The organism is Streptomyces yongxingensis, assembly GCF_055597465.1.
Genome location: NZ_CM145717.1, coordinates 1,997,253 through 2,017,812 on the forward strand (window position 1 = coordinate 1,997,253; position 20,560 = coordinate 2,017,812).

A 20,560-nucleotide genomic window follows, 5' to 3' on the forward strand; every position below is an offset into this window, starting at 1 on the left:
CGATGGCAGGCAACTCGGAGCCGCTGTCACCGCGGGCCAAGCTGGCCGTGACGGCGGGCAAGGCCGCGGCGGCGGTGTCGCGGGCCGCGGGCCGCGGCAGTGGATCGGTGATCGGCGGCAAGGTGGCCCTGCGGCTCGACCCCGATCTGCTGGGGAGGCTGGCGCAGCACCTGGACGTCATCCTGGTGTCGGCGACCAACGGCAAGACCACGACCACCCGGCTCATCGCCGAGGCGCTGCGGGCGGCCGGCCCGGTCGTCTCCAACGCGCTGGGCGCCAATATGCCGGCCGGTATCACCTCGGCCCTGGCGGGCGGCTCCGATGCCCGCTACGGCGTCATCGAGGTCGACGAGAAGTACCTCGCCGGTGTGGCGCGCGACACCGAGCCCAAGGCCATCGCGCTCCTCAACCTCTCCCGGGACCAGCTCGACCGCGCCGCCGAGACCCGGATGCTCGCCGAGAAGTGGCGCGAGGGCCTGACCGGCTCCAAGGCGGTCGTGATCGCCAACGCCGACGACCCGCTGATCGTCTGGGCCGCCTCCTCCAGCCCCAATGTGGTGTGGGTCGCGGCCGGGCAGGAGTGGAAGGACGACGCCTGGTCCTGCCCGTCCTGCGGCGGTGTGCTGCAGCGCCCGGGCGACGACTGGGTCTGCGCGGAGTGCGGCTTCCGCCGCCCGGTCCCGAGCTGGGCGCTGAACGGCGACTACGTCCTCGACCCGCACGGCGCCGCCTGGCCCATCCAGCTCCAGCTCCCCGGCCGCGCCAACAAGGCCAACGCGGCCACCTCGGCCGCCGTCGCCGCCACCTTCGGGGTGCCCCCGCAGGTCGCGCTGGAGCGGATGTACCAGGTCCAGGCCGTGGCCGGCCGGTATGACGTGGTCACCTTCCAGGAGCGCCAGCTACGGCTGCTGCTGGCGAAGAACCCGGCCGGCTGGCTGGAGACCTTCTCGCTGATCGACCCGCCGCCCACCCCGGTGATCCTCTCGGTGAACGCGCGCGGCGCCGACGGCACCGACACCTCCTGGCTGTGGGACGTGGACTACACCCGGCTCGCCGGGCACCCGATCTGCTTGATCGGCGACCGCAAGCTGGACCTCGCGGTGCGCCTGGAGGTCGCCGGGCTGGACTTCCGGGTCTGCGCGGACGTGGACGAGGCGGTGCGGATCTCCCCGCCCGGCCGCATCGAGGTGATCGCCAACTACACCGCGTTCCAGGACCTGCGCCGCCGGGTCGGCAACTGACCTGCGAGTACGAGAGGCACGAAGATGCGTAGCACGAGCCAGAACGGCCTGCGTCTGGTGTGGGTCTACCCCGACCTGCTGAGCACGTACGGCGACCAGGGCAACGTCCTGGTGGTGGAGCGCCGGGCGCGGCAGCGCGGGCTGGAGGTCTCCCGCCTGGACGTCCGCTCCGACCAGCAGATCCCCACCTCCGGGGACATCTACCTGATCGGCGGCGGTGAGGACCGCCCGCAGCGGCTGGCCGCCGAGCGGCTGATCCGGGACGGCGGGCTGAGCCGGGCGGTGGCCAACGGGGCGATCGTCTTCTCGGTGTGCGCCGGGTACCAGATCCTCGGCCATGAGTTCATCAACGACCTCGGGCAGCGCCAGCAGGGCCTGGGCCTGCTGGACGTGGTCAGCACCCGCGGCGAGGGCGCCCGCTGCGTCGGGGACGTGCTGGCCGACATCGACGAGCGGCTGGCGCTGCCCCCGCTGACCGGCTTCGAGAACCACCAGGGCGTCACCCACCTGGGCCCGACCGCCCGCCCCTTCGCCCGGGTCCGGTTCGGCAACGGAAACGGCACCGGGGACGGCTTCGAGGGCGCGTACAGCGACACCGTCTTCGGGACGTACATGCACGGCCCGGTGATGGCCCGCAACCCGCACATCGCGGACCACCTGCTGAAGCTGGCCCTCGATGTGAACGCGCTGCCGCCGGTCAACGACCAGTGGTACGAGGCGCTGCGCAACGAGCGGATCGCGGCGGCGACCCAGCCCGCCTGAGCCGCGCCCCGCTCGCTCGAGCGCAGCTCAGACGCGGTTCGAGCGCGGAGTGACCGCATGGCGGACATCAGGCCGCAGGCCGCGCCCCCGCCGCCCGCCCGCTTGTAGGGTGGCGGGGTCCCGCCGGACGACGCGGTCCGGCCGTCGGCCCCCATCTCAGACAGAGGTATGCGTGCCATGCGCATTGGTGTGCTCACGTCCGGCGGCGACTGCCCCGGCCTGAACGCGGTCATCAGGTCAGTCGTCCACCGCGCCACCGTCGACCACGGCGATGAGGTGATCGGCTTCCAGGACGGCTGGAAGGGCCTGCTGGAGTGCGACTACCGCAAGCTGGACCTGGACGCCGTGAGCGGCATCCTGGCCCTCGGCGGCACCATCCTCGGCTCCACCCGGGTGCGCCCCGAGCATCTGCGGGACGGCGTGGAGCGGGCCAGGGGGCATGTGGCGGAGCTCGGCCTGGACGCGGTCATCCCCATCGGCGGGGAGGGCACGCTGAAGGCCGCCCGGCTGCTCTCGGACGCCGGACTGCCGATCGTCGGCGTGCCGAAGACCATCGACAACGACATCGCCTCGACCGATGTGACCTTCGGCTTCGACACCGCGGTCGGGGTCGCCACCGAGGCCCTGGACCGGCTCAAGACCACCGCGGAGTCCCATCAGCGGGTGCTGATCGTCGAGGTCATGGGGCGGCACACCGGCTGGATCGCGCTGCACTCGGGCATGGCCGCGGGCGCCCACGCCATCGTCGTCCCGGAGCGCCCGTTCGACATCGAGGAGCTGGCCAGGACCGTCGGGGCGCGGTTCGAGGCGGGCAAGAAGTTCGCGATCGTGGTGGTGGCGGAGGGCGCCAAGCCGCGCGAGGGCACGATGGACTACGAGGCCGGCGGCAAGGACGTCTACGGCCACGAGCGCTTCGCGGGCATCGCCCGCCACCTCTCCGTGGAGCTCGAGCGGCGGCTCGGCAAGGAGGCGCGGGCGGTCATCCTGGGCCATGTGCAGCGCGGTGGCACCCCGACGGCGTACGACAGGGTGCTGGCCACCCGCTTCGGCTGGCACGCGGTCGAGGCGGCCCACCGCGGCGAATTCGGCACGATCACGGCGCTGCGCGGCACGGACATCACCCTGGTGCCGCTCGCGACGGCCGTGGAGCGGCTGAAGACGGTCCCCGCCGAGCGGTACGCCGAGGCCGAGTGCGTGCTGTGATCGATGCGGTTCTAGGCTGGTGCGAGCACATTTCGTGCGCACCGGGAGGAGAACTTGCTGATGGATCACGGCGGGCACGGCATGATGATGGATCTGCCGCCGTTCACGCTGTCGCGCGGGCTGGAGCTCGGCGGCGATCCGTTCTTCCTGGTCGGCTGTGTGCTGGCGCTCGGTCTTTACGGCTGGGGCACCGCGCGGCTGTGGCGGCGCGGTGACGCCTGGCCGGTCGGGCGCGTGGTCTCCTTCGTGCTCGGGGTGCTGACCATCGCGGTCGCGATGTGCACCAAGCTGAACGACTACGGCATGGTCATGTTCAGCGTCCATATGGTGCAGCACATGATCATCAGCATGGTCTCGCCGATCCTGCTGTTGCTGGGCGCGCCGGTCACGCTGACGCTGCGGGCCCTGCCGGCGGCCGGGCGCGGCCGCAAGGGGCCCCGGGAGCTGCTGGTCGCGCTGTTGCACAGCCGCTATATGCGGATCATTACCCACCCGGCGTTCACCATCCCGCTGTTCATCGCGAGCCTGTACGCGCTGTACTTCACCCCGCTCTTCGACTTCCTGATGGAGAGCAAGGCCGGGCACATCGCGATGATGGTCCACTTCCTGGCGGTGGGCCTGGTCTTCTTCTGGCCGATCATGGGCGTGGACCCGGGTCCGCACCGGCCCGGCTATGTGATGCGGATGCTGGAGCTGTTCGCGGGCATGCCGTTCCACGCGTTCTTCGGCATCGCGCTGATGATGGCGTCCGAGCCCATGGTCGGCGCGTACGAGCACCCGCCCGCCTCGCTGGGCATCGACGCGCTCTCGGACCAGACCTGGGCGGGCGGTATCGCCTGGGCCTTCAGCGAGATCCCTTCGGTGATCGTGCTGGTGGCGCTGGTCTACCAGTGGTACAAGTCCGAGCAGCGCCAGGCGCGGCGCATCGACCGCACCGCGGACCGGGACGGCGACCAAGAACTCGCGGCGTACAACGCCTATCTCGCCTCGCTCCAGTCCCGGAGCCAGTGAGGTTCGCCGGGTCCTGCCGCCCGCGGCGGGCTGTTCCCGACACCCCGTAGCGGCCGGGGGCCGGACCGCGAGACCATGGACCCGGGCCTGGGTGGCCCGGGTCCTGGCGAAGGGGCGTCGGGACCGCCGTGAGGAGGTCGGGGATGCCCGGTTCCGCGAAGGCGATGACGATGGCCACGGTGGGGGGTCTGGTGCTGGTGACGGCCTACACCGTGGCTCTGGGGAGCAACGGCTGGCTCTGGTTCAGCTGGGTGGTGCTCGGACTGCTGACCGTGGGGGTCGTGGTGGCCCGGGGCTGATCGGCTGATCGCTACCGAGCGGATCCCGAGGGCCTGCCCAGCAGCCACCGCCATAACGCCGCCCACCACGGGACGCGTCCGGGGACCGCCCCCTCGGGCCCCTCGGCGCCGGACCGGACCGGTGCCGGCGCCGCCCGCTCCTCGGGCATCGACGGCACCCGCTGCCGAGGGGGGAGGAGGGCGTCGACGGGGAGGTCCATGATGTCCGGCTCGGGGCGCCGGGGCATGAACTCCACCGGCAGCTCCACCAGATGGCGGGAGATCCAGGACGAGAGCCACGTCAGCTCGGACTCGTCCACGGCCAGCCGCAGATCGGGCAGGCGCAGCAGCAGGGTGTCGATGGCGGTGTCCGTGATGGCGCGGCCGATGTCCTGCCCCGGGCATTCATGGGGGCCGCCGCTGAAGGCGAGATGGGACCGGTTGCCGTACATGGGCGCGGCGATGTCGGGGCGGATGGCCGGATCGACGTTTCCGGCGGCCAGCCCCAGCAGCAGCATGTCCCCGGCCTTGATCCGCTGACCGCCCAGCTCGGTGTCCCCGGTGGCCCAGCGGCCGGGGACGACCGTGAGCGGGGGCTCGTTCCACAGCACGTGCTCGATGGCGTCCGGCAGGGTCATATGGCCACCGGCCAGGGACGCGCGGAAGCGCGGGTCGGTGAGGACCATGCGCAGCGTGTTGGCCATCAGATTGGTGGTGGTCTCGTTGCCGGTGAGCAGCACCAGCCGCAGATGCTGGACCACCTCCTCCTCGGTGAGGCCGGAAGGATGGGCCAGCAGCCAGGACGCCAGGTCCTCGCCGGGCTCGGCGCGCCTGCGGTCCACCAGGCCCTTGAGGGTGTCGGTGACGTACGCGTCGCTGCGCAGGGCCGTGTCGGTGCCCTTCATCAGGTCCCGGGTGGCCTCGACCAGCCGTGGGCCGTACTCGTCGGGCATGCCCAGCAGTTGGGTGAGGACGAGCATGGGCAGTTGCTGGGCGAAGGCGGTGACCATTTCCGCGCCCCCGTCGGCGCAGAAGTCGTTCACCAGCTGGTGGGTGAAGCGGGTGACATGGCGGCGGATCCCGCGGCGGTCGAAGCGCCCCATGGACTCGGTGAGCGCGGCCCGCAGCCGCTCGTGCTCGTCGCCGTCGGCGAAGGTGCACATGGGCTGCCAGCCGACCACCGGCAGCAGGGGCGAGTCGGCGCCGATCCTGCCGTCCTTCCAGGCGTGCCAGTGGCGGGAGTCGCGGGAGAAGCGGGAGGGGGTGCGGGAGACCTCCAGGTTCTCGCGGTAGCCCAGCAGCAGCCAGGCCGGTATGCCACCGTCGAGCACGATCGGGGCCACCGGGCCGTGCTCGGCGCGCAACCGCTCGTACAGCCCCATCGGGTCCTTCTCGTTCTCGGGCCCGAGGAGGTCCACCAGACCGCCGTCTCCGTCGGAGAGCGCGGTGTGGACGGGGCACCGGGTGGGCGGCAGGCCGGCGGGCCCGGTGCCGGGGTCGTCGGGATGAGGAGTCACGGTGTCTCCGGGGTCACGGTGTGGAGGGATTGCAGATGGCGCACGAGGGCGAGGAGGGTGTCGCGGCTGGAGGCCCGGTCCCGGGCATCGCAGTCGATCATCGGTACGGAGTCGGGCAGGTCCATGGCCGCGCGCAGCTCCGCCACGGGGTGGACGGGGGCCTCGGGGAACGCGTTGACCGCGACCACGAAGGGCACCCCGCGCTCCTCGAGCCGCCCGACCGCGTCGAAGCTGACCTCCAGACGGCGGGTGTCGATCAGGACCACGGCGCCCAGGGCGCCCTCGAAGAGGCCGTTCCACAGGAACCAGAACCGCTCCTGGCCGGGAGTGCCGAACAGATAGAGCACCAGCCGTTCGTTGAGGCTGATCCGGCCGAAGTCCATCGCGACGGTGGTCTCCGTCTTGCGCTCGATGCCCGCGAGGTCGTCGACGCCGACCCCGGCCTGGGTCATGGTCTCCTCGGTGGTCAGCGGGCGGATCTCGCTCACCGAGCCGACCATGGTGGTCTTGCCGACCCCGAACCCGCCGACGATCACCACCTTGACGGCGGCGGCCGCGGAGGCCGGGAGGGTGTCCTCGCTGCGCGGTCCGGCGATTCCCTCAGAGGTTCTGTAGTCCATGCATCACCGCCTGCAGCAGTTCGGGGTCGGGCAGCACGGCGGCCGGGACCGGCGCCCTGACCTCCACCCGGTCGTCCCGCAGCAGCCCGGCGAGGAGCACGGTGACGGTGGAGACGGGCAGGACCAGATACGCGGAGATCTCGGCCACCGAGAGCGGGAACTGGCACATCCTCAGCACGGCGGCGGCCTCGGGGGCCAGGCCCGGCTCCGGTTCGGCGCGCGCCACGATCAGGCTGACGAGCTCGACGGGCCGGTGCCGGGGTTCCTGCGGGGCCCGGCCGCGGCTCACGGTGTAGAGCCGCTCCGGGCCGCCCTCGTCCCACGGCTTGCCGGGCTCGCTCATGTCACCCGTCCGTCGACCCGCGGCGGGCTGCTGAGGTGCTCCCCGAGCCGGGCGACGAGATCTCTCATGCACTGGCCCATCAGCCCGGCGTCCACGCTGTCCTCGGCGAGCACCGCCAGATACGAGCTGGTACCGGCCGCCATCAGATAGAAGAACCCGCCGTCGACCTCGATGACGACCAGCCGCATCCGCCCGTCCCCCTCGGGGAATTCGGCGGCGATCGCACCGGAGAGGCTCTGCAGCCCGGCGCAGGCGGCGGCCAGGCGGTCGGCGGTGTCCTTGTCCGTGCCGACCTGGGCCATGCACAGGCCGTCCGAGGACAGCAGGACCACGTGGCGGGTCTCCGGAACGCTGGACGCCAGGTCCCGGAGCATCCAGTCCATGTTGAACCGCGGTTGCGTCACTTGCCTACTCATCCTTGTCCGACGTGTTCGGGGTGCTTGAGCTGTCCGGGGTGGTGGGGGACTTCCGGGGGTCCGGCGCGTCCGGGGCGGCGTCCGCCGCCGGGATCGGCTCGCCGTTGAGCCCCTTGGTGAAGGCGTCCAGCCAGATCCCCGGCTGTACGGGCTGCCGGGCCGGGGCGGGCGCCGCCGGGGGCCCGGAGTCGACGCGGATGGACGGGGCGACCAGGGGCATCCGGCGGCGGCGCTGCGGGAGTCCGGCGCCGTTCTGCCGGAAGCCGGGGCCGGGGCGGCCCTGCGCCACCGGGCCGGTTCGGGTGGGCGACGGCAGGGGCGTGGCCCGCTTGATGGGCTTGGGCGGGGGCAGTTTGGCCGCGCGGGCGATCGCACCGCCGGGCGCGGGGGTGGGGCAGATGATGTCCTGCGGTACGACCAGCACCGCGCGCACCCCGCCGTACGCCGAGGGCCGCAGCGAGACCTGGAACCGGTACCGCACGGCGAGCCTGCCGACCACGGCCAGGCCGAGCCGCGGTGTCTCGCCCAGGTCGTTGAGGTCGAATCCGGTGGCCGCCTGGAGCAGCACCGCGTCGGTGCGTCTGCGCGCCTCCTCCGACAGGCCCACCCCGGCGTCCTCGATCTCGATCGCGACCCCGGACTGGACCTCGATCGCGGTCAGGTGCACCCGGGTCTTGGGCGGCGAATACCGGGTGGCGTTGTCCAGCAGTTCGGCGAGGGCGTGGATCAGCGGCTCCACCGAGGGGCCGAGGATGGCGACGTCCGCCACCGAGTGCAGATCCACCCGCTCGTACTCGAGGATGCGGGACATGGCGCCGCGGCACACGTTGAACAGCGGCACCTCCTTCTGCCACTGGCGGCCCGGGCGCGAGCCGCCCAGGACCGCGATGGAGTCCGCCAGCCGGCCGATGAGGGCGTTGCCGTGGTCCAGGTGGAGCAGATCCTCGAAGACGTCCGGGTCGGCGCCGTGCTTGTCCTCCATCTCCCGCATGTCCTGGGCCTGTTGGTGGACGATGGCCTGCACCCGGCGGGCGATGTTGACGAACGCCCGCTGGGCCGCGTCCCTCAGGTCCTCCTCGGTCCGCACGGTGTCCAGCACCCACCGCAGCAGTTGCTCGTGGGCGGCGTCGAAGTCCGGGTCGAGACGGGGCGCGTAGTCGACGTCCTTCATCGCCTCGTGCACCATGGCGCCGCGCCGCAGCCGGGCCACCGTCTCGGGGAGCACCTCCCGGGTCAGCCGCCGGATCGCCGCCTCCTGGTCCGCCAGACGCTGCCGCGATTCGGCGTCCTGGGCGGCCAGCCGGGTGCGCAGCGTGGCGATCAGCCGGCCGCGGCGCATCGCCTCGGCGGCCGCCAGGGCCACGGCGAGCGTCGCCGCCACTCCGCACCAGGCGACCGTGGCCCGCGCCCCGGACGGGACCACGGCGACGGCCAGCGCCGCGCAGAACGCCATGGCGGCGGGAGGGATGACCCATACGAACGTGGAGGCGGGCCGTCGGCCTCCGGGTGGGGTGCCGCCTCCGGATGAGGTGCCGGCGAAAACCATGGGCATCCTTAAAAACAGCGAAGAGAAAATGAGTGCGAAATGCGGGCGGTGAGCCAGCCCGTCATGGGCCCTGGAGCTTAGCGGTTTCACCGTCGCATGAATCGAAGATGCTTTTTTCTTCGGAATGCATCACGGTGAATTCAAAGAGCGCGAAAAAGCGATCACCTGCACTCACACTTTGACCGTGAATGATCGGCCGAGGGCGAATCTGCTCATGGCGAAGGAGTCTGGGCAGCGTGGCGCCCGGGCCCGTAGCGTCCCGGCATGAGCACTGGGAGCGCATGTGTGATCGGGGCGACGGGACAGATCGGCCGGGCGGCGGTGCGCGCGCTCGCCGAGGAGGGATGGCGGGTGCGGGCCGCCTCGCGCGGCGGGGGCCGCGACGAGAGCTGGCCCGGGTCGGTGGAGAGCGTGGCCGTGGACCGGGACGACGACGCCGCGGTGGCCGCGCTGATCGGCGACGGCTGCGATGTGGTGCTGGACTGCGTCGCCTACGGCCGGGCGCACGCACGGCAGTTGCTGGGGCTCGCCGACCGGATCGGATCGGCGGTGGTGATCTCCACCGGAGCGGTGTACGAGGACGACCAGGGCCGGGGCTTCGCGACCCAGGACCGGCCGGACGGCGCCCCGCGGTATCCGGTGCCGCTCCCCGAGTCCCAGCGGACCGTCCCGCCGGACGACGGCTACGGCAGCCGCAAGGTGGCGCTGGAGCGGGAGCTGCTGGCCGCCGGGGACCGGCTGCCGACGACCCTGCTGCGCGCCGGGGCGATCCACGGCCCGCACTGCCGCACCCCCCGCGAGCTGTACTTCGTCAAACGGGCGCTGGACGGGCGGCCGGTGCGGATCCTGGCGTACGGCGGCCGCAGCCGGTTCCATCCGGTGCACGTCGACAACATCGCGGAGCTGGTGCGGCTGGCCGCCCACCGGCCCGGTTCACGGGTGCTCAACGCGGGCGATCCACAGGCCCCGACGGTCGCCGACATCGCCGCCGCCGTGGACGCGGTGCTGGGAGTGCGCGGCGAGCTGGTGCTGATCGACGGGGAGCCGCCGCATCCGCATGTCGGCAGCACGCCCTGGAGCCTGGCCCACCCCCTCGTCTACGACATGTCCGCGGCCGAACGGGAGTTGGGCTACCGCCCGGTGACAGGCTATGCGGAATCGCTGCCGGCGACCGTCGCCTGGCTGACGGACCGGCTGGCGGCCACCCCGGACTGGCGCGCGGCCTTCCCCGACATGGCCGCCGCCTACGACCCGATGACCGAACTGTTCGACTACGCGGCCGAGGACGCATGGCTGCGGGGCGGCGGGAATTCCCCCGCGCCCTGATCGACGCGGGGCATGCGGCGGGAAGACGGAACCGGGCCCGTGCGGAAAACGCACGGGCCCGGCCCTCCACCGTATGCCGCTGACTACTTGACGACGGCGGCCGCCTCCTTGGCGGCCTTCGCGGACACGCCCGACTTCGCGGGCACCGGCGTGGCGTGCGGAGCGCAGGTCACGTCCTTGGCGTCCACCGTGCCCTTGAGCAGGTAGGCGTCCACCCGGTCGTTGACACACGGGTTCACCAGACCGGTGACCCCGTGCGAACCGGCGTCCTTCTCGGTCACCAGGCGCGAGCCCTTCAGCCGCTTGTGCAGCTCCACCGCGCCCTCGTACGGGGTCGCGGCGTCACGGGTGCTCTGCACGATCAGCGTCTTGGGCAGCCCCTTGGCGGCCCCCACCTCCAGCGGGGTCCGCTGCTTGGCACCCCAGGTGGCGCACGGCAGGTTCATCCAGGCGTTGGACCAGGTCAGGAAGGGGTAGTCGCGGTGGAGCCGGGTGTTGTCCCGGTCCCACTTCGCCCAGCTGGTCGGCCACTTGGCGTCGGCGCACTCGACGGCGGTGTAGACGGCGTTGCCGTTCTCCGAGGCGATGTTGCCCGCGGTGTCGGACATGTCCGGTCCCGCCGCCTCGACCAGCGCCTTCTCATCGCCGCCGAGGTAGTCGCTCCACACCTGGGCGACCGTGGCCCACGACGAGTCGTAGTACGGAGCGCTCTGGAAGAACCCGAGCAGCTCGGCCGGGCCCACGACCCCGCCGATGGGGCTCTTCTTGGCGGCCGCGCGCAGCTTCTCCCACTGCTTCTGGACCGCTCCGGGGGTGTCGCCGATGTGGTAGGCGGCGTCGTTCTTCGCCACCCACGCCTTCCAGTCGTTCCACCGCGTCTCGAAGGCCACGTCCTGGTCCAGGTTGGCCTGGTACCAGATCTTCTCCCGCGAGGGGTTGACCACGCTGTCCACGATCAGGCGGCGCACATGGGTCGGGAAGAGCGTCGCGTAGACCCCGCCGATGTACGTCCCGTAGGACACGCCCAGGTAGTTGAGCTTCTTGTCGCCGAGCGCGGCCCGGATGACGTCGATGTCCCGGGCGGTGTTGGGCGTCGTCATATGCGGCAGCATCCAGCCGCTGCGCTCCTCGCACCCTTCGGCGTACTCGCGGGCCAGCTTGCGCTGGACGCGCTTGTCCGCCTCGCTGTCGGGCACCGGGTCCAGCTTCGGGGCCTTGACGTACTCCTGGGGATCCACGCAGGAGATGGCCGTGGAGTGGCCCACCCCGCGCGGGTCGAAGCCGACGAAGTCGTACGCCTTCGACACCTTCGTCCACAGCGGGTTCTTGGTGGTGACCCGGGTCGGGAAGCGCAGCCCGGAGCCGCCGGGCCCGCCCGGGTTGTAGATCAGCGAGCCCTGCCGCTCGGAGGCGGAGCCGGTGTTGGCGATCCGGTCCACCGCGAGCTTGATGGTGCGGCCGTTCGGCTTGGCGTAGTCGAGCGGCACGGTGACATAGCCGCACTGGATGGGCTTGGCCAGCCCCCAGTCGGCCGGGCAGTCCGTCCAGTCGATGCCCTTCTTCGCGGCCTCGGCCGCGGCCACCGCCACGCCACGGGCCTCGGCGGCCCCGCCGGGGGTCCGCTCCGATGCCCCGGCCGTGGGGGCGGCCAGCGCACCGGTTATCAGCGCACCGGCGATCACACCGCCGGTCGCGCCGAAGAGTGCTGTGCGTCTCACGTAGTCATCCCCCTGCTTTGTTGCGCCGCCAGGAGCGGCGATGATCACAGAGTGCCAGGGGGATTCTTCTGTCTTGCTTACCGCCGAGTACAGGGCAAACCGCCGTTTCTTTATCAAGACGTGAACATCAGCCCACGGCGGCGGCCGCCGTGTCGAGGGCCCGGCGGAGGTGGAGGGCGTCCGGGGCCACGGCGGTGGCGAGGGCGGCGGGCCCGGTCAGCGGCGTGAGGACGGCGGTCCCGGCGAGGCGGCGGGGCGTGAGGGGACGAGTGTCATAGGACGGGTCGACCACGAGCAGCTGGCCCACGGCCCGATGGCCGCCGAGGACCGCGCCGCCGTCCCAGCCGGGGGCGCCGGGGCCGTAGGCGAGCTCCTGGTCGAGGAGCGGGCGCCCGGCGCGGTGGACGGTCAGGCGGCTGGTCAGATGGCCCGGGGATTCGCCGGTGCGGCCCAGGATCTGCTCCTCGCGGAGCACGAGGCGGGCGGTGGGCGCGAGTTCGACACGGGTGGTCATCAGCAGTTCGCTGCCGTGGGCGGAGATCAGGGGCTCGGGCAGCCAGTGCAGGGTCGCGCCGTCGGCGACGGTCAGCCGGATCTCGTAGTGCGCGGGCCCGGCCGCCCGCCCGGGCAGGGCGATGGTGGCCGCGGCGGAACCGATGCGCAGCCGGGCGCCCGGCCCGACGGCCGCCTCGAGGGCGATCCGGTCGCCCCCGAGGGGCGCGCTCATGGCCCCGACCACGGTGACCCACGCCTCCCCGCCCACGCCCCGGGTACGCCGCAGCGCGAGCGGCCCGCCCCCGGCGAGCACGGGCAACGCGGTACCGCCGCGCCCGTCCGCCTCGGCGACGAGACGGGCGGTGGCCTGTACGCGTGTGCCGGGGATGCCTGGTGCGGGCGAGGTGGCCGTTGTTCGTGAGGTGGCTGTACGTGAGGTGCCCGTCGCACTCGAGGTGCCCGGCGCCGCCGAGGTGCCCGAGCCCTGCCGCGCGTCCGGGGCTTCCCGTTCCGGGGCCCGTCCGGGCATCCGCGGCGCGGGGTGCGGCGGCACCGCACCCGGCGCGGCCGGAGCGGCCGCCGGGGGCCGCTCCGGCCCGGCCGTGGCGTCCGGGACGGGCGTCATGCCGGGGCCGCCGTCCAGGCGGCCAAGCGCTCGCGGACCCAGTCGGCGATGGGGCGGACGCCGTCCTCGGTGACCAGGGAGGTGAAGGCGACGGGGAGTTCACCGCGCTGAGCCTCGGCGTCGCGGGCCATGCGCGCCAGGTCCGAGCCGACGTAGGGGGCCAGGTCGGTCTTGTTGACCACGAGCAGATCGGCGGTGGTCACGCCGGGGCCGCCCTTGCGGGGGATGTCGTCGCCGCCCGCGACGTCGATGACGAACACCTGCGCGTCGACCAGGCCCCTGGAGAAGGTCGCGGTGAGGTTGTCGCCGCCGGACTCGACCAGGATCAGATCGAGCGGGCCCACGGTCTCCTCGAGCTCCTCGACCGCCTCCAGGTTGGCGGAGATGTCGTCGCGGATCGCGGTGTGCGGGCAGGCGCCGGTCTCCACGGCGGTGATGCGCTCCGGCGGCAGTACGGCGTTGCGCAGCAGGAACTCGGCGTCCTCGCGGGTGTAGATGTCGTTGGTGACCACGGCGAGGGAGAGCTGGTCGCGTAGCGCCCGGCACAGCGCGGCGACGGTCGCGGTCTTGCCCGAGCCCACCGGTCCGCCGAGGCCGATGCGCAGCGCCCGGCGGGTGCCGTCGGGGCGGTGGGGGCCGGTGGCGCCGTAGGTGTGGCGCGGGGGGTAGGTGTCCGCGTGGTCGAGATGCATGAACGGCTCCGATGTTCCGACAGGGGCGGGCGGGGGCGGCGCGGCCCCGGTTACGAGGCGAAGAGGCGTACGGACCAGGTGGCGTGCTGTTCGGCGGCGATGTCGAGCAGCGGTGCGGAGGCGGCGGGCAGCGCGCCCGGGCCCTCGTCGAGGGCCCGCCGCGCCGCGTCGGCGGCCCGCGCCGCGACCTGGTCCAGCTCGGGGGCGAGGCGGGCGAGGACGGCGGTGGCGTCGAAGGGGTCGAGGCTCAGCAGCCGGACGGCGGCGGTCGCGGGCCCGCTCACCGCCTCGTACCCGGCGGCGTACGCGGCGTCCGGCGGGCCCAGCGCGGCGGCGCGCGCGGTGAGCCCGAGGACCACGGGCTGATGCGCCCCGCGCGGCCGGGCGGCGGCCAGGGCGTCCAGTTCGGGCGAGGGCCAGGTGGCGCGGGCGGCGCGCATCAGCTGCCGGCCGAGCCGCCGGGCGGTGGCCCGCAGCGCGAGGCTGGGGGTACGGGCGTCCGCGGCGTCGTCCAGCGCGAGCGGATCGAGCCCGGCGGCGGCCGCGGCGGCGAGCCCGGCCGCGGTGAGCCCGACGGTGTGCAGCCGGCCCCGGCAGAACGCCTCCAGGGAGGCCGCATCATGGATCCGGCCCGCCGCGACGGCGGCCTCGGCACCGCCGGAATGCGCATGGCCTCCGGCGGGAAACCGGCCATCGGCGAGCACGAGCAACGCGGCGATCCCACCGGTGGCTCCGCCCCCGGGCCCCCGCCACGCGGCCTGCGCCCCGGCCCCCATCGCACGCCCTACAGGCATGTCCTCCGCCCCCGGGCAGGTCCGATCCAGCCCACCCGGTGACGGGGCACCAGGGGCTCGAGGGACGGAAGCGGCGACCCCACCAGGGGCATCACCTCGAACCCCGCCAGGGGCTTCGCCCGCGGGCGACCATTGACGGCCCCGATCCAGCCCACCCGGCGACGGCGCGCCCGCGGCCCAGAGGACGGAAACGGCGGCCCCGCTGGGGGCTTGATCCCGGATACCGCCGGAGGGCGTCTCTTCCGCCCCCGAACGGGCCCAATCTGGCCCACCCGGCGACGGCGCACCCGGGGCCCGGGGGACGAGAGCGGCGCCCCCACCAGGGGCACCACCTCGAACCCCGCCAGGGGCTTCGCCCGCGGGCGACCATTGACGGGCCCGATCCGGCCCGCCCCGTGGCGGGGCACCAGGGGTCCAGGGGGCGGAGTCCCTTGGTTGTGGGAAGGGGCGGGGTGGGGAAAGGTCCACCGGCAGGCCACCCGCGGCCGAACCGCGGCCGTCCCAGGGCGTGGGCGGAGTCTCGTTCGTGGGCATGACGGTCCGGTCAGAAGAGGAAGTACCGCTGGGCCATGGGAAGTTCCGTCGCCGGGGCCGGTTCGACGGGCTCGCCGTCGATCGTCACGGTGAACGTATCGGGGTCGACCTCGACCCGCGGCAGGGCGTCGTTCTCCCGCATGTCCGCCTTGGTGACGCCCCGCGTGCCGCGGATCGGGGCGAACCGCTTGCGGAGGTCCAGCCGTTCCACCAGGCCGTCGTCCAAGGCGGCCTGGGTCACGAAGTTGACCGAGCCCGTGGCCGCCGCGCGGCCGAGCGCGCCGAACATGGGGCGCGGCAGGACCGGCTGCGGGGTCGGGATGGAGGCGTTGGCGTCGCCCATCTGCGCGTAGGCGATCTGGCCGCCCTTGATCACCAGTTGTGGTTTGACGCCGAAGAACGCCGGGTCCCACAGCACCAGATCGGCCAGCTTCCCGGTCTCGACCGAGCCGATCTCCCCGTCGAGGCCCTGGGCCACCGCCGGGTTGATGGTGTATTTGGCGACATAGCGACGCGCCCGGTGGTTGTCGGCGCGGCCGTCGCCGGGGAGGGCCCCGCGCCGCCGCTTCATCACATGCGCGGTCTGCCAGGTGCGCAGCACCACCTCGCCGATCCGTCCCATGGCCTGGGAGTCGGAGGAGATGATCGAGATCGCGCCGAGGTCGTGCAGCACATCCTCGGCGGCGATGGTGCTGGGCCGGATGCGGGACTCGGCGAAGGCGAGGTCCTCGGGGACGGCCGGGTTGAGGTGGTGGCAGACCATCAGCATGTCGAGGTGCTCCTCGACGGTGTTGACGGTGTGCGGACGCGTCGGATTGGTGGAGCTGGGCAGTACGTTCGGCTGGGAGACCACGGTGATGATGTCGGGCGCGTGCCCGCCGCCCGCGCCCTCGGTGTGATACGCGTGGAGGGAGCGCCCCGCGACGGCGGCGAGGGTGTCGCCGACGAAGCCCGCCTCGTTGAGGGTGTCGGTGTGGATGGCGAGCTGGGCGCCGCTCTCCTCGCACACCCCGAGGCAGGCGTCGATGGCGGCGGGGGTCGCCCCCCAGTCCTCGTGGATCTTGAATCCGAGGGCTCCGCCGCGCAGTTGTGACCACATCGCCTCGCGCGAGACGGTGTTGCCCTTGCCCAGCAGCCCGATGTTGACCGGAAACCCCTCCAGCGCCTCGAACATCCGGGCGAGGTGCCAGGGTCCGGGGGTGATGGTGGTGGCCTTGGTGCCCTCGGCTGGTCCGGTGCCGCCGCCGACGAGGGTGGTGATCCCGGAGCAGAGCGCCTGGTCGACGAGGGTCGGGGAGATGAAGTGGACATGGGCGTCGATGGCGCCCGCGGTGAGGATCTTGCCGTTGCCCGCGATGACCTCGGTCTCGGGCCCGATGACGAGGTCGGGGTGGACGCCGTCCATGGTGTCGGGGTTCCCGGCCTTGCCGATTCCGGTGATACGGCCGTCACGCAGGCCGATATCCGCCTTGACGACGCCCCAGTGGTCGAGCACGACGGCCCCGGTGATCACGGTGTCGGGGGCGCCCTCGGCGCGGGTGGTGCGCGACTGCCCCATGGATTCGCGGATCACCTTGCCGCCGCCGAAGACCGCCTCGTCCCCGGCCCGGCCGGGCCCGCCGCCGCGGTCCTCCTCGATCTCGATGAAGAGGTCGGTGTCGGCGAGCCGGATGCGGTCCCCGGTGGTGGGGCCGAAGAGATCGGCGTACGCCGCGCGGTTCAGTTCAGCGGTCATGCCGCACCTTTTCGTTCGCTTCTCGGCCCGTGAGATCGTTCGCTTCTCGGCCCGTGAGTTCGTTCGCTTCTCCGCCCGCGAGGCGACAGCGCACCCGGTCGTCCGTGTGCCGCCCGGCGGCCTCGTGTGCGACGCTCACAACCGCCCTCCCGTCTCCCCGCGCAGCCCCGGCACGATCCGCTCCCCCGCGATCGGGATCAGGGCCACCTCCACGGGGATGCCCGGTTCGAAGCGCACGGCGGTGCCCGCGGCGATGTTCAGCCGCTTGCCGCGGGCGGCGGCGCGGTCGAACTCGAGGCCGGGGTTGGCCTCGGCGAAGTGGTAGTGGGAGCCGACCTGGACGGGCCGGTCGGCGGCGTTGAGCACGGTGAGACGGGTGACGGGCCGCCCCTCGTTGAGGGGCACCGGCTCATCGGCGTACAGGATCTCTCCGGGGATCATGGGCAGCCCCCCGTCAGGCGATCGGCTGATGGACGGTGACCAGCTTGGTGCCGTCGGGGAAGGTGGCCTCGACCTGCACGTCCTGGAGCATCTCGGGTACGCCCTCCATCACCTCGTCGCGGGTGAGCACCCGGCGGCCGGAGGCCATCAGCTCGGCGACGCCTCGGCCGTCGCGGGCACCCTCCAGGATGTGGGCGGTGATCAGCGCCGTCGCCTCGGGGTGGTTGAGGAGCACGCCCCGGGCCCGTCGCTTCTCGGCCACGTCGGCGGCCACATGGATGAGCAGACGTTCCTGCTCATGCGGGGTCAAGTGCACGCTTCCCACCTCATTCTCGCCCTTATCCCGCGGAAGCCCCTGTTCGGCGGAAACCACTCACTCCGCACATTCCGGGGCGACCTGCGTCCGGCCTTCGCAGGCTAGTTCCGCGGCGTTTCGTCCGCGTTAACTGAGCCATTGACCGAGCAACCCTGATCAATCCGATCGATGCTGGTCAAGAGGGTCTTATGAGCCACCGTCACGTTCCCGTGCCCCCTCGGCCACCGCCCGGCATCCGCTCGGCGGACCCGCACGTCCGGCTATCGCACTTGACGGCCCCACCGCATACCCCCGATTCTCATCACCGCAACACCATGATTCACCTGCTCCGCTCCAACCCCCCACATCACAACGGAGCCCAACTGTGAAGCGAATAGCGTCAATTCGCCGCGGAAGCCTCGCGGCGGCAACCGGTGCCGCGCTCGCCGCGGCCCTGCTGAGCGGCGCCTCCGGCGCCGAGGCCACCGTCACCACCAAGGCCGCCGCCCCCGACGTGGACGTCGCGGCCGTCAAGGCCGATCTGGGCGAGCTGCAGTCCATCGCGGACGCCAACGGCGGCAATCGCGCCCATGGCGAGCCCGGCTACCAGAAGTCCCTGGACTTCATCAAGGGCAAGCTGGACGAGGCCGGATTCACCACCTCCGTCCAGGAGTTCACCTCCGGCGGCAAGAAGGGCTACAACCTCATCGCCGACTGGAAGGGCGGCGCCGAGGACAAGGTCGTGATGGCCGGTTCCCATCTCGACTCGGTCGAGGCAGGCCCCGGCATCAACGACAACGGTTCCGGCTCGGCCGCGATCCTCGAGGTCGCGCTGGCCGTGGCCAAGGCCGACCTCCAGCCCGCCAAGCACCTGCGGTTCGCATGGTGGGGCGACGAGGAGGACGGCATGGTCGGCTCGACCACTTACGTCGACAGCCTGGCGGCCGACGACAAGTCGAAGATCGACTCCTACCTCAACTTCGACATGCTCGGCTCCCCCAACCCGGGCTACTTCGTCTATGACGACGACCCGGAGCTGGAGAAGGTCTTCAAGGACTGGTACGCGGCGAAGAACATCACGACCGAGCCCGAGACCGAGGGCGACGGCCGCTCGGACCACGCCCCGTTCAAGGACGCGGGGGTGCGGGTCGGCGGTCTGTTCACCGGCGCCGAGGCCACCATGAGCCAGGAGCAGGCCGACCAGTGGGGCGGCAAGGCGGGCGAGGCGTTCGACCCGTGCTACCACTCCGCATGCGACAAGACGTCGAACATCGACGACAAGGCGCTGGACCTGAACACCGACGCCATCGCCAACGCGATCTGGGCGCTCAGCTCCTGACGAGCGCCCCCGCACCGGACCGGCGCCGAGCCGGTCCGGTCCCGTCCGTCACTCCTCGCGGCCCGGACGCCGATCCCCGGCGTCCGGGCCGCGGTGTTCCGCCGCGATGCCGAAGCGCCGCCGTTCGCCGGGAGCGGACGAGGTGGGGCGCATCGACGACACGGTGCTGATCACCTGCTCCTCCCCGCCCGTCTCGATCTCCTCGAGTCGCCGCAGGTCCGCAGCGGACACCAGGGCGACAAGCGGCTTCCCGTGGCGCGTGACGACCACCCTCTCGCCGCCGTACACCACGCGGTTGATCAGTTCCGCGAGCTCTGCACGGGCTTGCGTCACCGGAATCTCGTAAGCCATGCTCCCATCATATCTGGATGTACATCCTGTACATTTTTTACGGAGCCAACGACACCGCGAACGACGACGCCGAGAGGTGACGCGATGGAAGAACCGACCGCGCGCTATGTCCTGCCCGAGTTCACCGAGCGCACCAGCTCGGGGACGCACACCCTGGACCCGTACTCCAAGCTGCTCTCCGAGCGCATCGTCTTCCTCGGCACCCCGGTCGACGAGACCGCCGCCAATGATGTGATCGCGCAGTTGATCCATCTCGAGCACGCCGCGCCCGACCAGGACATCTCGCTCTACATCAACTCGCCCGGCGGCTCGTTCGGGGCCATGACGGCGGTCTACGACACCATGCACTTCGTCTCCTGCGACATCGAGACGGTCTGCCTGGGCCAGGCCGCCTCGGCGGCCGCCGTGCTGCTGGCCGCCGGCACCCCGGGCAAGCGCCTGGCCCTGCCGGGCGCGCGGATCCTCATCCACCAGGCCGCGTTCGGCGAGCCGGTCGAGGGCACCACCTCGGATCTGGAGATCCAGGCCAACGAGCTCCGGCGCACCCAGGAGATGCTCGAGGGGATGCTGGTGCGGCACACCGGCCGGAGCGCCGAGCGGATCCGGGCCGACATCGACCGCGACAAGATCTTCGACGCCGAGGGCGCGAAGGCGTACGGGCTGGTGGACGAGGTCACCCAGAGCCGTAAGCGGCCGGGCCCGTCGCCGCGGGCGAGGTGAGCGCGGTGCTGCCACCGGAGCTGCCCCCGCTGCCCGCGCTCACCCGCGCGGAGGGGAACGTGATCGACGGCTATCTGGAGGTGGTCGATCTGCTGGGCCGGATCAACCCGGCGCGCGGCCGTGACACCTACGGCAGTCTGCGGGCCGCCCAGGCGCTGGTGGGAAAGGCCACCGCGCTGCGGGACGCGCTGACGCTGATGCATGAGCGCGGAGAGAGCGAGCTGCACACCGCGACCCTGGCCCGGGCGCTGCGGGTGCTGGACGGTGAGCGGCGCGCGGAGCGCGTCACGCTGCCCCCGGCGCTGCGGGCCTGAGGCGGGCCGCGAGGAGCAGGGGCCGTCGGAGTGGGTGCGGGGCCTGGCACCGTCGCGCGGGGCCGTCACCCGAACGGCGGAGCGGGATTACGGCGGTCCGGGCGGGATCGGCTTGCGTCCGGCGGCCGCCCCGGGTTCGCTTCCCCGCCCGCCCCACCGCGCCGCAGCACGGCCGTTCGGGCAGCTCCACCGCCGTGGGGCGGAGCGCTCGGCACCACCCGAACGGCCCCGCCGTGACCACCGT

At 72.4% G+C, this 20,560-nt stretch carries 22 protein-coding genes; 9 read left to right on the plus strand and 13 right to left on the minus strand.

What is annotated here, in order from left to right:
• Positions 1 to 2 precede the first annotated feature (2 nt).
• The 5 genes from ACZ6TD_RS07945 to ACZ6TD_RS07965 all read left to right on the plus strand — a co-directional run bounded on the left by ACZ6TD_RS07945 (position 3) and on the right by ACZ6TD_RS07965 (position 4,516).
• Complete coding sequence (locus tag ACZ6TD_RS07945) at positions 3 to 1,241, plus strand: Mur ligase family protein (protein ID WP_210946460.1); 1,239 nt, start codon at positions 3 to 5, stop codon at positions 1,239 to 1,241.
• A gap of 24 nt (positions 1,242 to 1,265) precedes the next feature.
• Positions 1,266 to 2,003, plus strand: a complete 738-nt coding sequence (locus tag ACZ6TD_RS07950) for a type 1 glutamine amidotransferase (protein WP_198270685.1) — start codon at positions 1,266 to 1,268, stop codon at positions 2,001 to 2,003.
• A gap of 177 nt (positions 2,004 to 2,180) precedes the next feature.
• A complete protein-coding gene (locus ACZ6TD_RS07955; protein ID WP_471351897.1) occupies positions 2,181 to 3,206 on the plus strand; it encodes a 6-phosphofructokinase in 1,026 nt (341 codons plus the stop codon).
• Positions 3,207 to 3,266: 60 nt separating this feature from the next.
• The gene (locus ACZ6TD_RS07960) at positions 3,267 to 4,217 is read left to right on the plus strand and encodes a cytochrome c oxidase assembly protein (protein ID WP_471351900.1); all 951 of its coding nucleotides are present in this window, start codon (positions 3,267 to 3,269) and stop codon (positions 4,215 to 4,217) included.
• 143 nt (positions 4,218 to 4,360) lie between these two features.
• Complete coding sequence (locus ACZ6TD_RS07965; RefSeq protein WP_167442820.1) at positions 4,361 to 4,516, plus strand: hypothetical protein; 156 nt, start codon at positions 4,361 to 4,363, stop codon at positions 4,514 to 4,516.
• A gap of 11 nt (positions 4,517 to 4,527) precedes the next feature.
• Here the strand turns inward: ACZ6TD_RS07965 and ACZ6TD_RS07970 are convergent, their stop codons facing one another.
• The 5 genes from ACZ6TD_RS07970 to ACZ6TD_RS07990 are packed head-to-tail and all read right to left on the minus strand — an operon-like array spanning position 4,528 to position 8,937.
• Positions 4,528 to 6,012, minus strand: coding sequence for a cytochrome P450 (locus tag ACZ6TD_RS07970; protein ID WP_471351903.1), 1,485 nt, complete (start codon positions 6,010 to 6,012; stop codon positions 4,528 to 4,530).
• Positions 6,009 to 6,632, minus strand: coding sequence for a GTP-binding protein (locus ACZ6TD_RS07975; RefSeq protein WP_471351905.1), 624 nt, complete (start codon positions 6,630 to 6,632; stop codon positions 6,009 to 6,011). The genes ACZ6TD_RS07970 and ACZ6TD_RS07975 overlap by 4 nt, the downstream gene beginning before the upstream one ends.
• Positions 6,613 to 6,975, minus strand: a complete 363-nt coding sequence (locus ACZ6TD_RS07980; RefSeq protein WP_471351908.1) for a DUF742 domain-containing protein — start codon at positions 6,973 to 6,975, stop codon at positions 6,613 to 6,615. The genes ACZ6TD_RS07975 and ACZ6TD_RS07980 overlap by 20 nt, the downstream gene beginning before the upstream one ends.
• A complete protein-coding gene (locus ACZ6TD_RS07985; protein ID WP_037959972.1) occupies positions 6,972 to 7,391 on the minus strand; it encodes a roadblock/LC7 domain-containing protein in 420 nt (139 codons plus the stop codon). Before ACZ6TD_RS07985 ends, ACZ6TD_RS07980 begins: the two co-directional genes overlap by 4 nt.
• The gene (locus ACZ6TD_RS07990; RefSeq protein WP_471351911.1) at positions 7,384 to 8,937 is read right to left on the minus strand and encodes a sensor histidine kinase; all 1,554 of its coding nucleotides are present in this window, start codon (positions 8,935 to 8,937) and stop codon (positions 7,384 to 7,386) included. Before ACZ6TD_RS07990 ends, ACZ6TD_RS07985 begins: the two co-directional genes overlap by 8 nt.
• 264 nt (positions 8,938 to 9,201) lie before the next feature.
• Here ACZ6TD_RS07990 and ACZ6TD_RS07995 point away from each other — a divergent pair, with 264 nt between their 5' ends.
• Positions 9,202 to 10,263, plus strand: coding sequence for an NAD-dependent epimerase/dehydratase family protein (locus ACZ6TD_RS07995; RefSeq protein WP_471351913.1), 1,062 nt, complete (start codon positions 9,202 to 9,204; stop codon positions 10,261 to 10,263).
• 83 nt (positions 10,264 to 10,346) lie between these two features.
• On the opposite strand, the gene ACZ6TD_RS08000 is transcribed toward ACZ6TD_RS07995, so the two are convergent.
• The 7 genes from ACZ6TD_RS08000 to ACZ6TD_RS08030 all read right to left on the minus strand — a co-directional run bounded on the left by ACZ6TD_RS08000 (position 10,347) and on the right by ACZ6TD_RS08030 (position 17,613).
• Complete coding sequence (locus tag ACZ6TD_RS08000; protein WP_471351916.1) at positions 10,347 to 11,981, minus strand: alpha/beta hydrolase; 1,635 nt, start codon at positions 11,979 to 11,981, stop codon at positions 10,347 to 10,349.
• Between the two features lie 127 nt (positions 11,982 to 12,108).
• On the minus strand, positions 12,109 to 13,005 hold the full coding sequence (locus ACZ6TD_RS08005; protein WP_471357550.1) for an urease accessory protein UreD: 897 nt from the start codon (positions 13,003 to 13,005) through the stop codon (positions 12,109 to 12,111).
• Between the two features lie 92 nt (positions 13,006 to 13,097).
• Positions 13,098 to 13,793: an urease accessory protein UreG gene (gene ureG, locus ACZ6TD_RS08010; protein WP_471351918.1), complete on the minus strand. Its 696-nt coding sequence runs from the start codon at positions 13,791 to 13,793 to the stop codon at positions 13,098 to 13,100.
• A 50-nt stretch (positions 13,794 to 13,843) separates the two neighbouring features.
• The gene (locus tag ACZ6TD_RS08015; RefSeq protein ID WP_471357553.1) at positions 13,844 to 14,569 is read right to left on the minus strand and encodes an urease accessory protein UreF; all 726 of its coding nucleotides are present in this window, start codon (positions 14,567 to 14,569) and stop codon (positions 13,844 to 13,846) included.
• Positions 14,570 to 15,131: 562 nt separating this feature from the next.
• Positions 15,132 to 16,856, minus strand: coding sequence for an urease subunit alpha (locus ACZ6TD_RS08020; RefSeq protein ID WP_471351921.1), 1,725 nt, complete (start codon positions 16,854 to 16,856; stop codon positions 15,132 to 15,134).
• A gap of 135 nt (positions 16,857 to 16,991) precedes the next feature.
• Complete coding sequence (locus tag ACZ6TD_RS08025; RefSeq protein ID WP_471351924.1) at positions 16,992 to 17,297, minus strand: urease subunit beta; 306 nt, start codon at positions 17,295 to 17,297, stop codon at positions 16,992 to 16,994.
• A gap of 13 nt (positions 17,298 to 17,310) precedes the next feature.
• Entirely contained in the window at positions 17,311 to 17,613 is a 303-nt protein-coding gene (locus ACZ6TD_RS08030; RefSeq protein ID WP_020866578.1) for an urease subunit gamma, read from the minus strand.
• A 364-nt stretch (positions 17,614 to 17,977) separates the two neighbouring features.
• Between ACZ6TD_RS08030 and ACZ6TD_RS08035 the strand changes: the two genes are divergently transcribed.
• Positions 17,978 to 18,931: a M28 family metallopeptidase gene (locus ACZ6TD_RS08035; protein WP_471351927.1), complete on the plus strand. Its 954-nt coding sequence runs from the start codon at positions 17,978 to 17,980 to the stop codon at positions 18,929 to 18,931.
• Between the two features lie 48 nt (positions 18,932 to 18,979).
• Here ACZ6TD_RS08035 and ACZ6TD_RS08040 read toward each other — a convergent pair whose 3' ends face one another.
• A complete protein-coding gene (locus ACZ6TD_RS08040) occupies positions 18,980 to 19,282 on the minus strand; it encodes a type II toxin-antitoxin system Phd/YefM family antitoxin (RefSeq protein WP_138916272.1) in 303 nt (100 codons plus the stop codon).
• Between the two features lie 84 nt (positions 19,283 to 19,366).
• Here ACZ6TD_RS08040 and ACZ6TD_RS08045 point away from each other — a divergent pair, with 84 nt between their 5' ends.
• Both ACZ6TD_RS08045 and ACZ6TD_RS08050 read left to right on the plus strand, forming a co-directional pair.
• A complete protein-coding gene (locus ACZ6TD_RS08045) occupies positions 19,367 to 20,002 on the plus strand; it encodes an ATP-dependent Clp protease proteolytic subunit (protein WP_471351930.1) in 636 nt (211 codons plus the stop codon).
• A gap of 5 nt (positions 20,003 to 20,007) precedes the next feature.
• Positions 20,008 to 20,316 carry a hypothetical protein gene (locus ACZ6TD_RS08050; RefSeq protein WP_020866582.1) on the plus strand — a complete coding sequence of 103 codons (309 nt, stop codon included), beginning with the start codon at positions 20,008 to 20,010 and terminating at the stop codon, positions 20,314 to 20,316.
• Positions 20,317 to 20,560: the final 244 nt, after the last annotated feature.

Bases quoted from the DNA above. Each gene is read 5' to 3' on its own strand.
- ACZ6TD_RS07945 (WP_210946460.1), top strand. From the start codon at position 3: ATGGCAGGCAACTCGGAGCCGCTGTCACCGCGGGCCAAGCTGGCCGTG.
- ACZ6TD_RS07950 (WP_198270685.1), top strand. From the start codon at position 1,266: ATGCGTAGCACGAGCCAGAACGGCCTGCGTCTGGTGTGGGTCTACCCC.
- ACZ6TD_RS07955 (WP_471351897.1), top strand. From the start codon at position 2,181: ATGCGCATTGGTGTGCTCACGTCCGGCGGCGACTGCCCCGGCCTGAAC.
- ACZ6TD_RS07960 (WP_471351900.1), top strand. From the start codon at position 3,267: ATGGATCACGGCGGGCACGGCATGATGATGGATCTGCCGCCGTTCACG.
- ACZ6TD_RS07965 (WP_167442820.1), top strand. From the start codon at position 4,361: ATGCCCGGTTCCGCGAAGGCGATGACGATGGCCACGGTGGGGGGTCTG.
- ACZ6TD_RS07975 (WP_471351905.1), bottom strand. From the start codon at position 6,632: ATGGACTACAGAACCTCTGAGGGAATCGCCGGACCGCGCAGCGAGGAC.
- ACZ6TD_RS07980 (WP_471351908.1), bottom strand. From the start codon at position 6,975: ATGAGCGAGCCCGGCAAGCCGTGGGACGAGGGCGGCCCGGAGCGGCTC.
- ACZ6TD_RS07985 (WP_037959972.1), bottom strand. From the start codon at position 7,391: ATGAGTAGGCAAGTGACGCAACCGCGGTTCAACATGGACTGGATGCTC.
- ACZ6TD_RS07990 (WP_471351911.1), bottom strand. From the start codon at position 8,937: ATGGTTTTCGCCGGCACCTCATCCGGAGGCGGCACCCCACCCGGAGGC.
- ACZ6TD_RS07995 (WP_471351913.1), top strand. From the start codon at position 9,202: ATGAGCACTGGGAGCGCATGTGTGATCGGGGCGACGGGACAGATCGGC.
- ACZ6TD_RS08005 (WP_471357550.1), bottom strand. From the start codon at position 13,005: ATGCCCGGACGGGCCCCGGAACGGGAAGCCCCGGACGCGCGGCAGGGC.
- ureG (WP_471351918.1), bottom strand. From the start codon at position 13,793: ATGCATCTCGACCACGCGGACACCTACCCCCCGCGCCACACCTACGGC.
- ACZ6TD_RS08015 (WP_471357553.1), bottom strand. From the start codon at position 14,569: ATGGGGGCCGGGGCGCAGGCCGCGTGGCGGGGGCCCGGGGGCGGAGCC.
- ACZ6TD_RS08020 (WP_471351921.1), bottom strand. From the start codon at position 16,856: ATGACCGCTGAACTGAACCGCGCGGCGTACGCCGATCTCTTCGGCCCC.
- ACZ6TD_RS08025 (WP_471351924.1), bottom strand. From the start codon at position 17,297: ATGATCCCCGGAGAGATCCTGTACGCCGATGAGCCGGTGCCCCTCAAC.
- ACZ6TD_RS08040 (WP_138916272.1), bottom strand. From the start codon at position 19,282: ATGGCTTACGAGATTCCGGTGACGCAAGCCCGTGCAGAGCTCGCGGAA.
- ACZ6TD_RS08045 (WP_471351930.1), top strand. From the start codon at position 19,367: ATGGAAGAACCGACCGCGCGCTATGTCCTGCCCGAGTTCACCGAGCGC.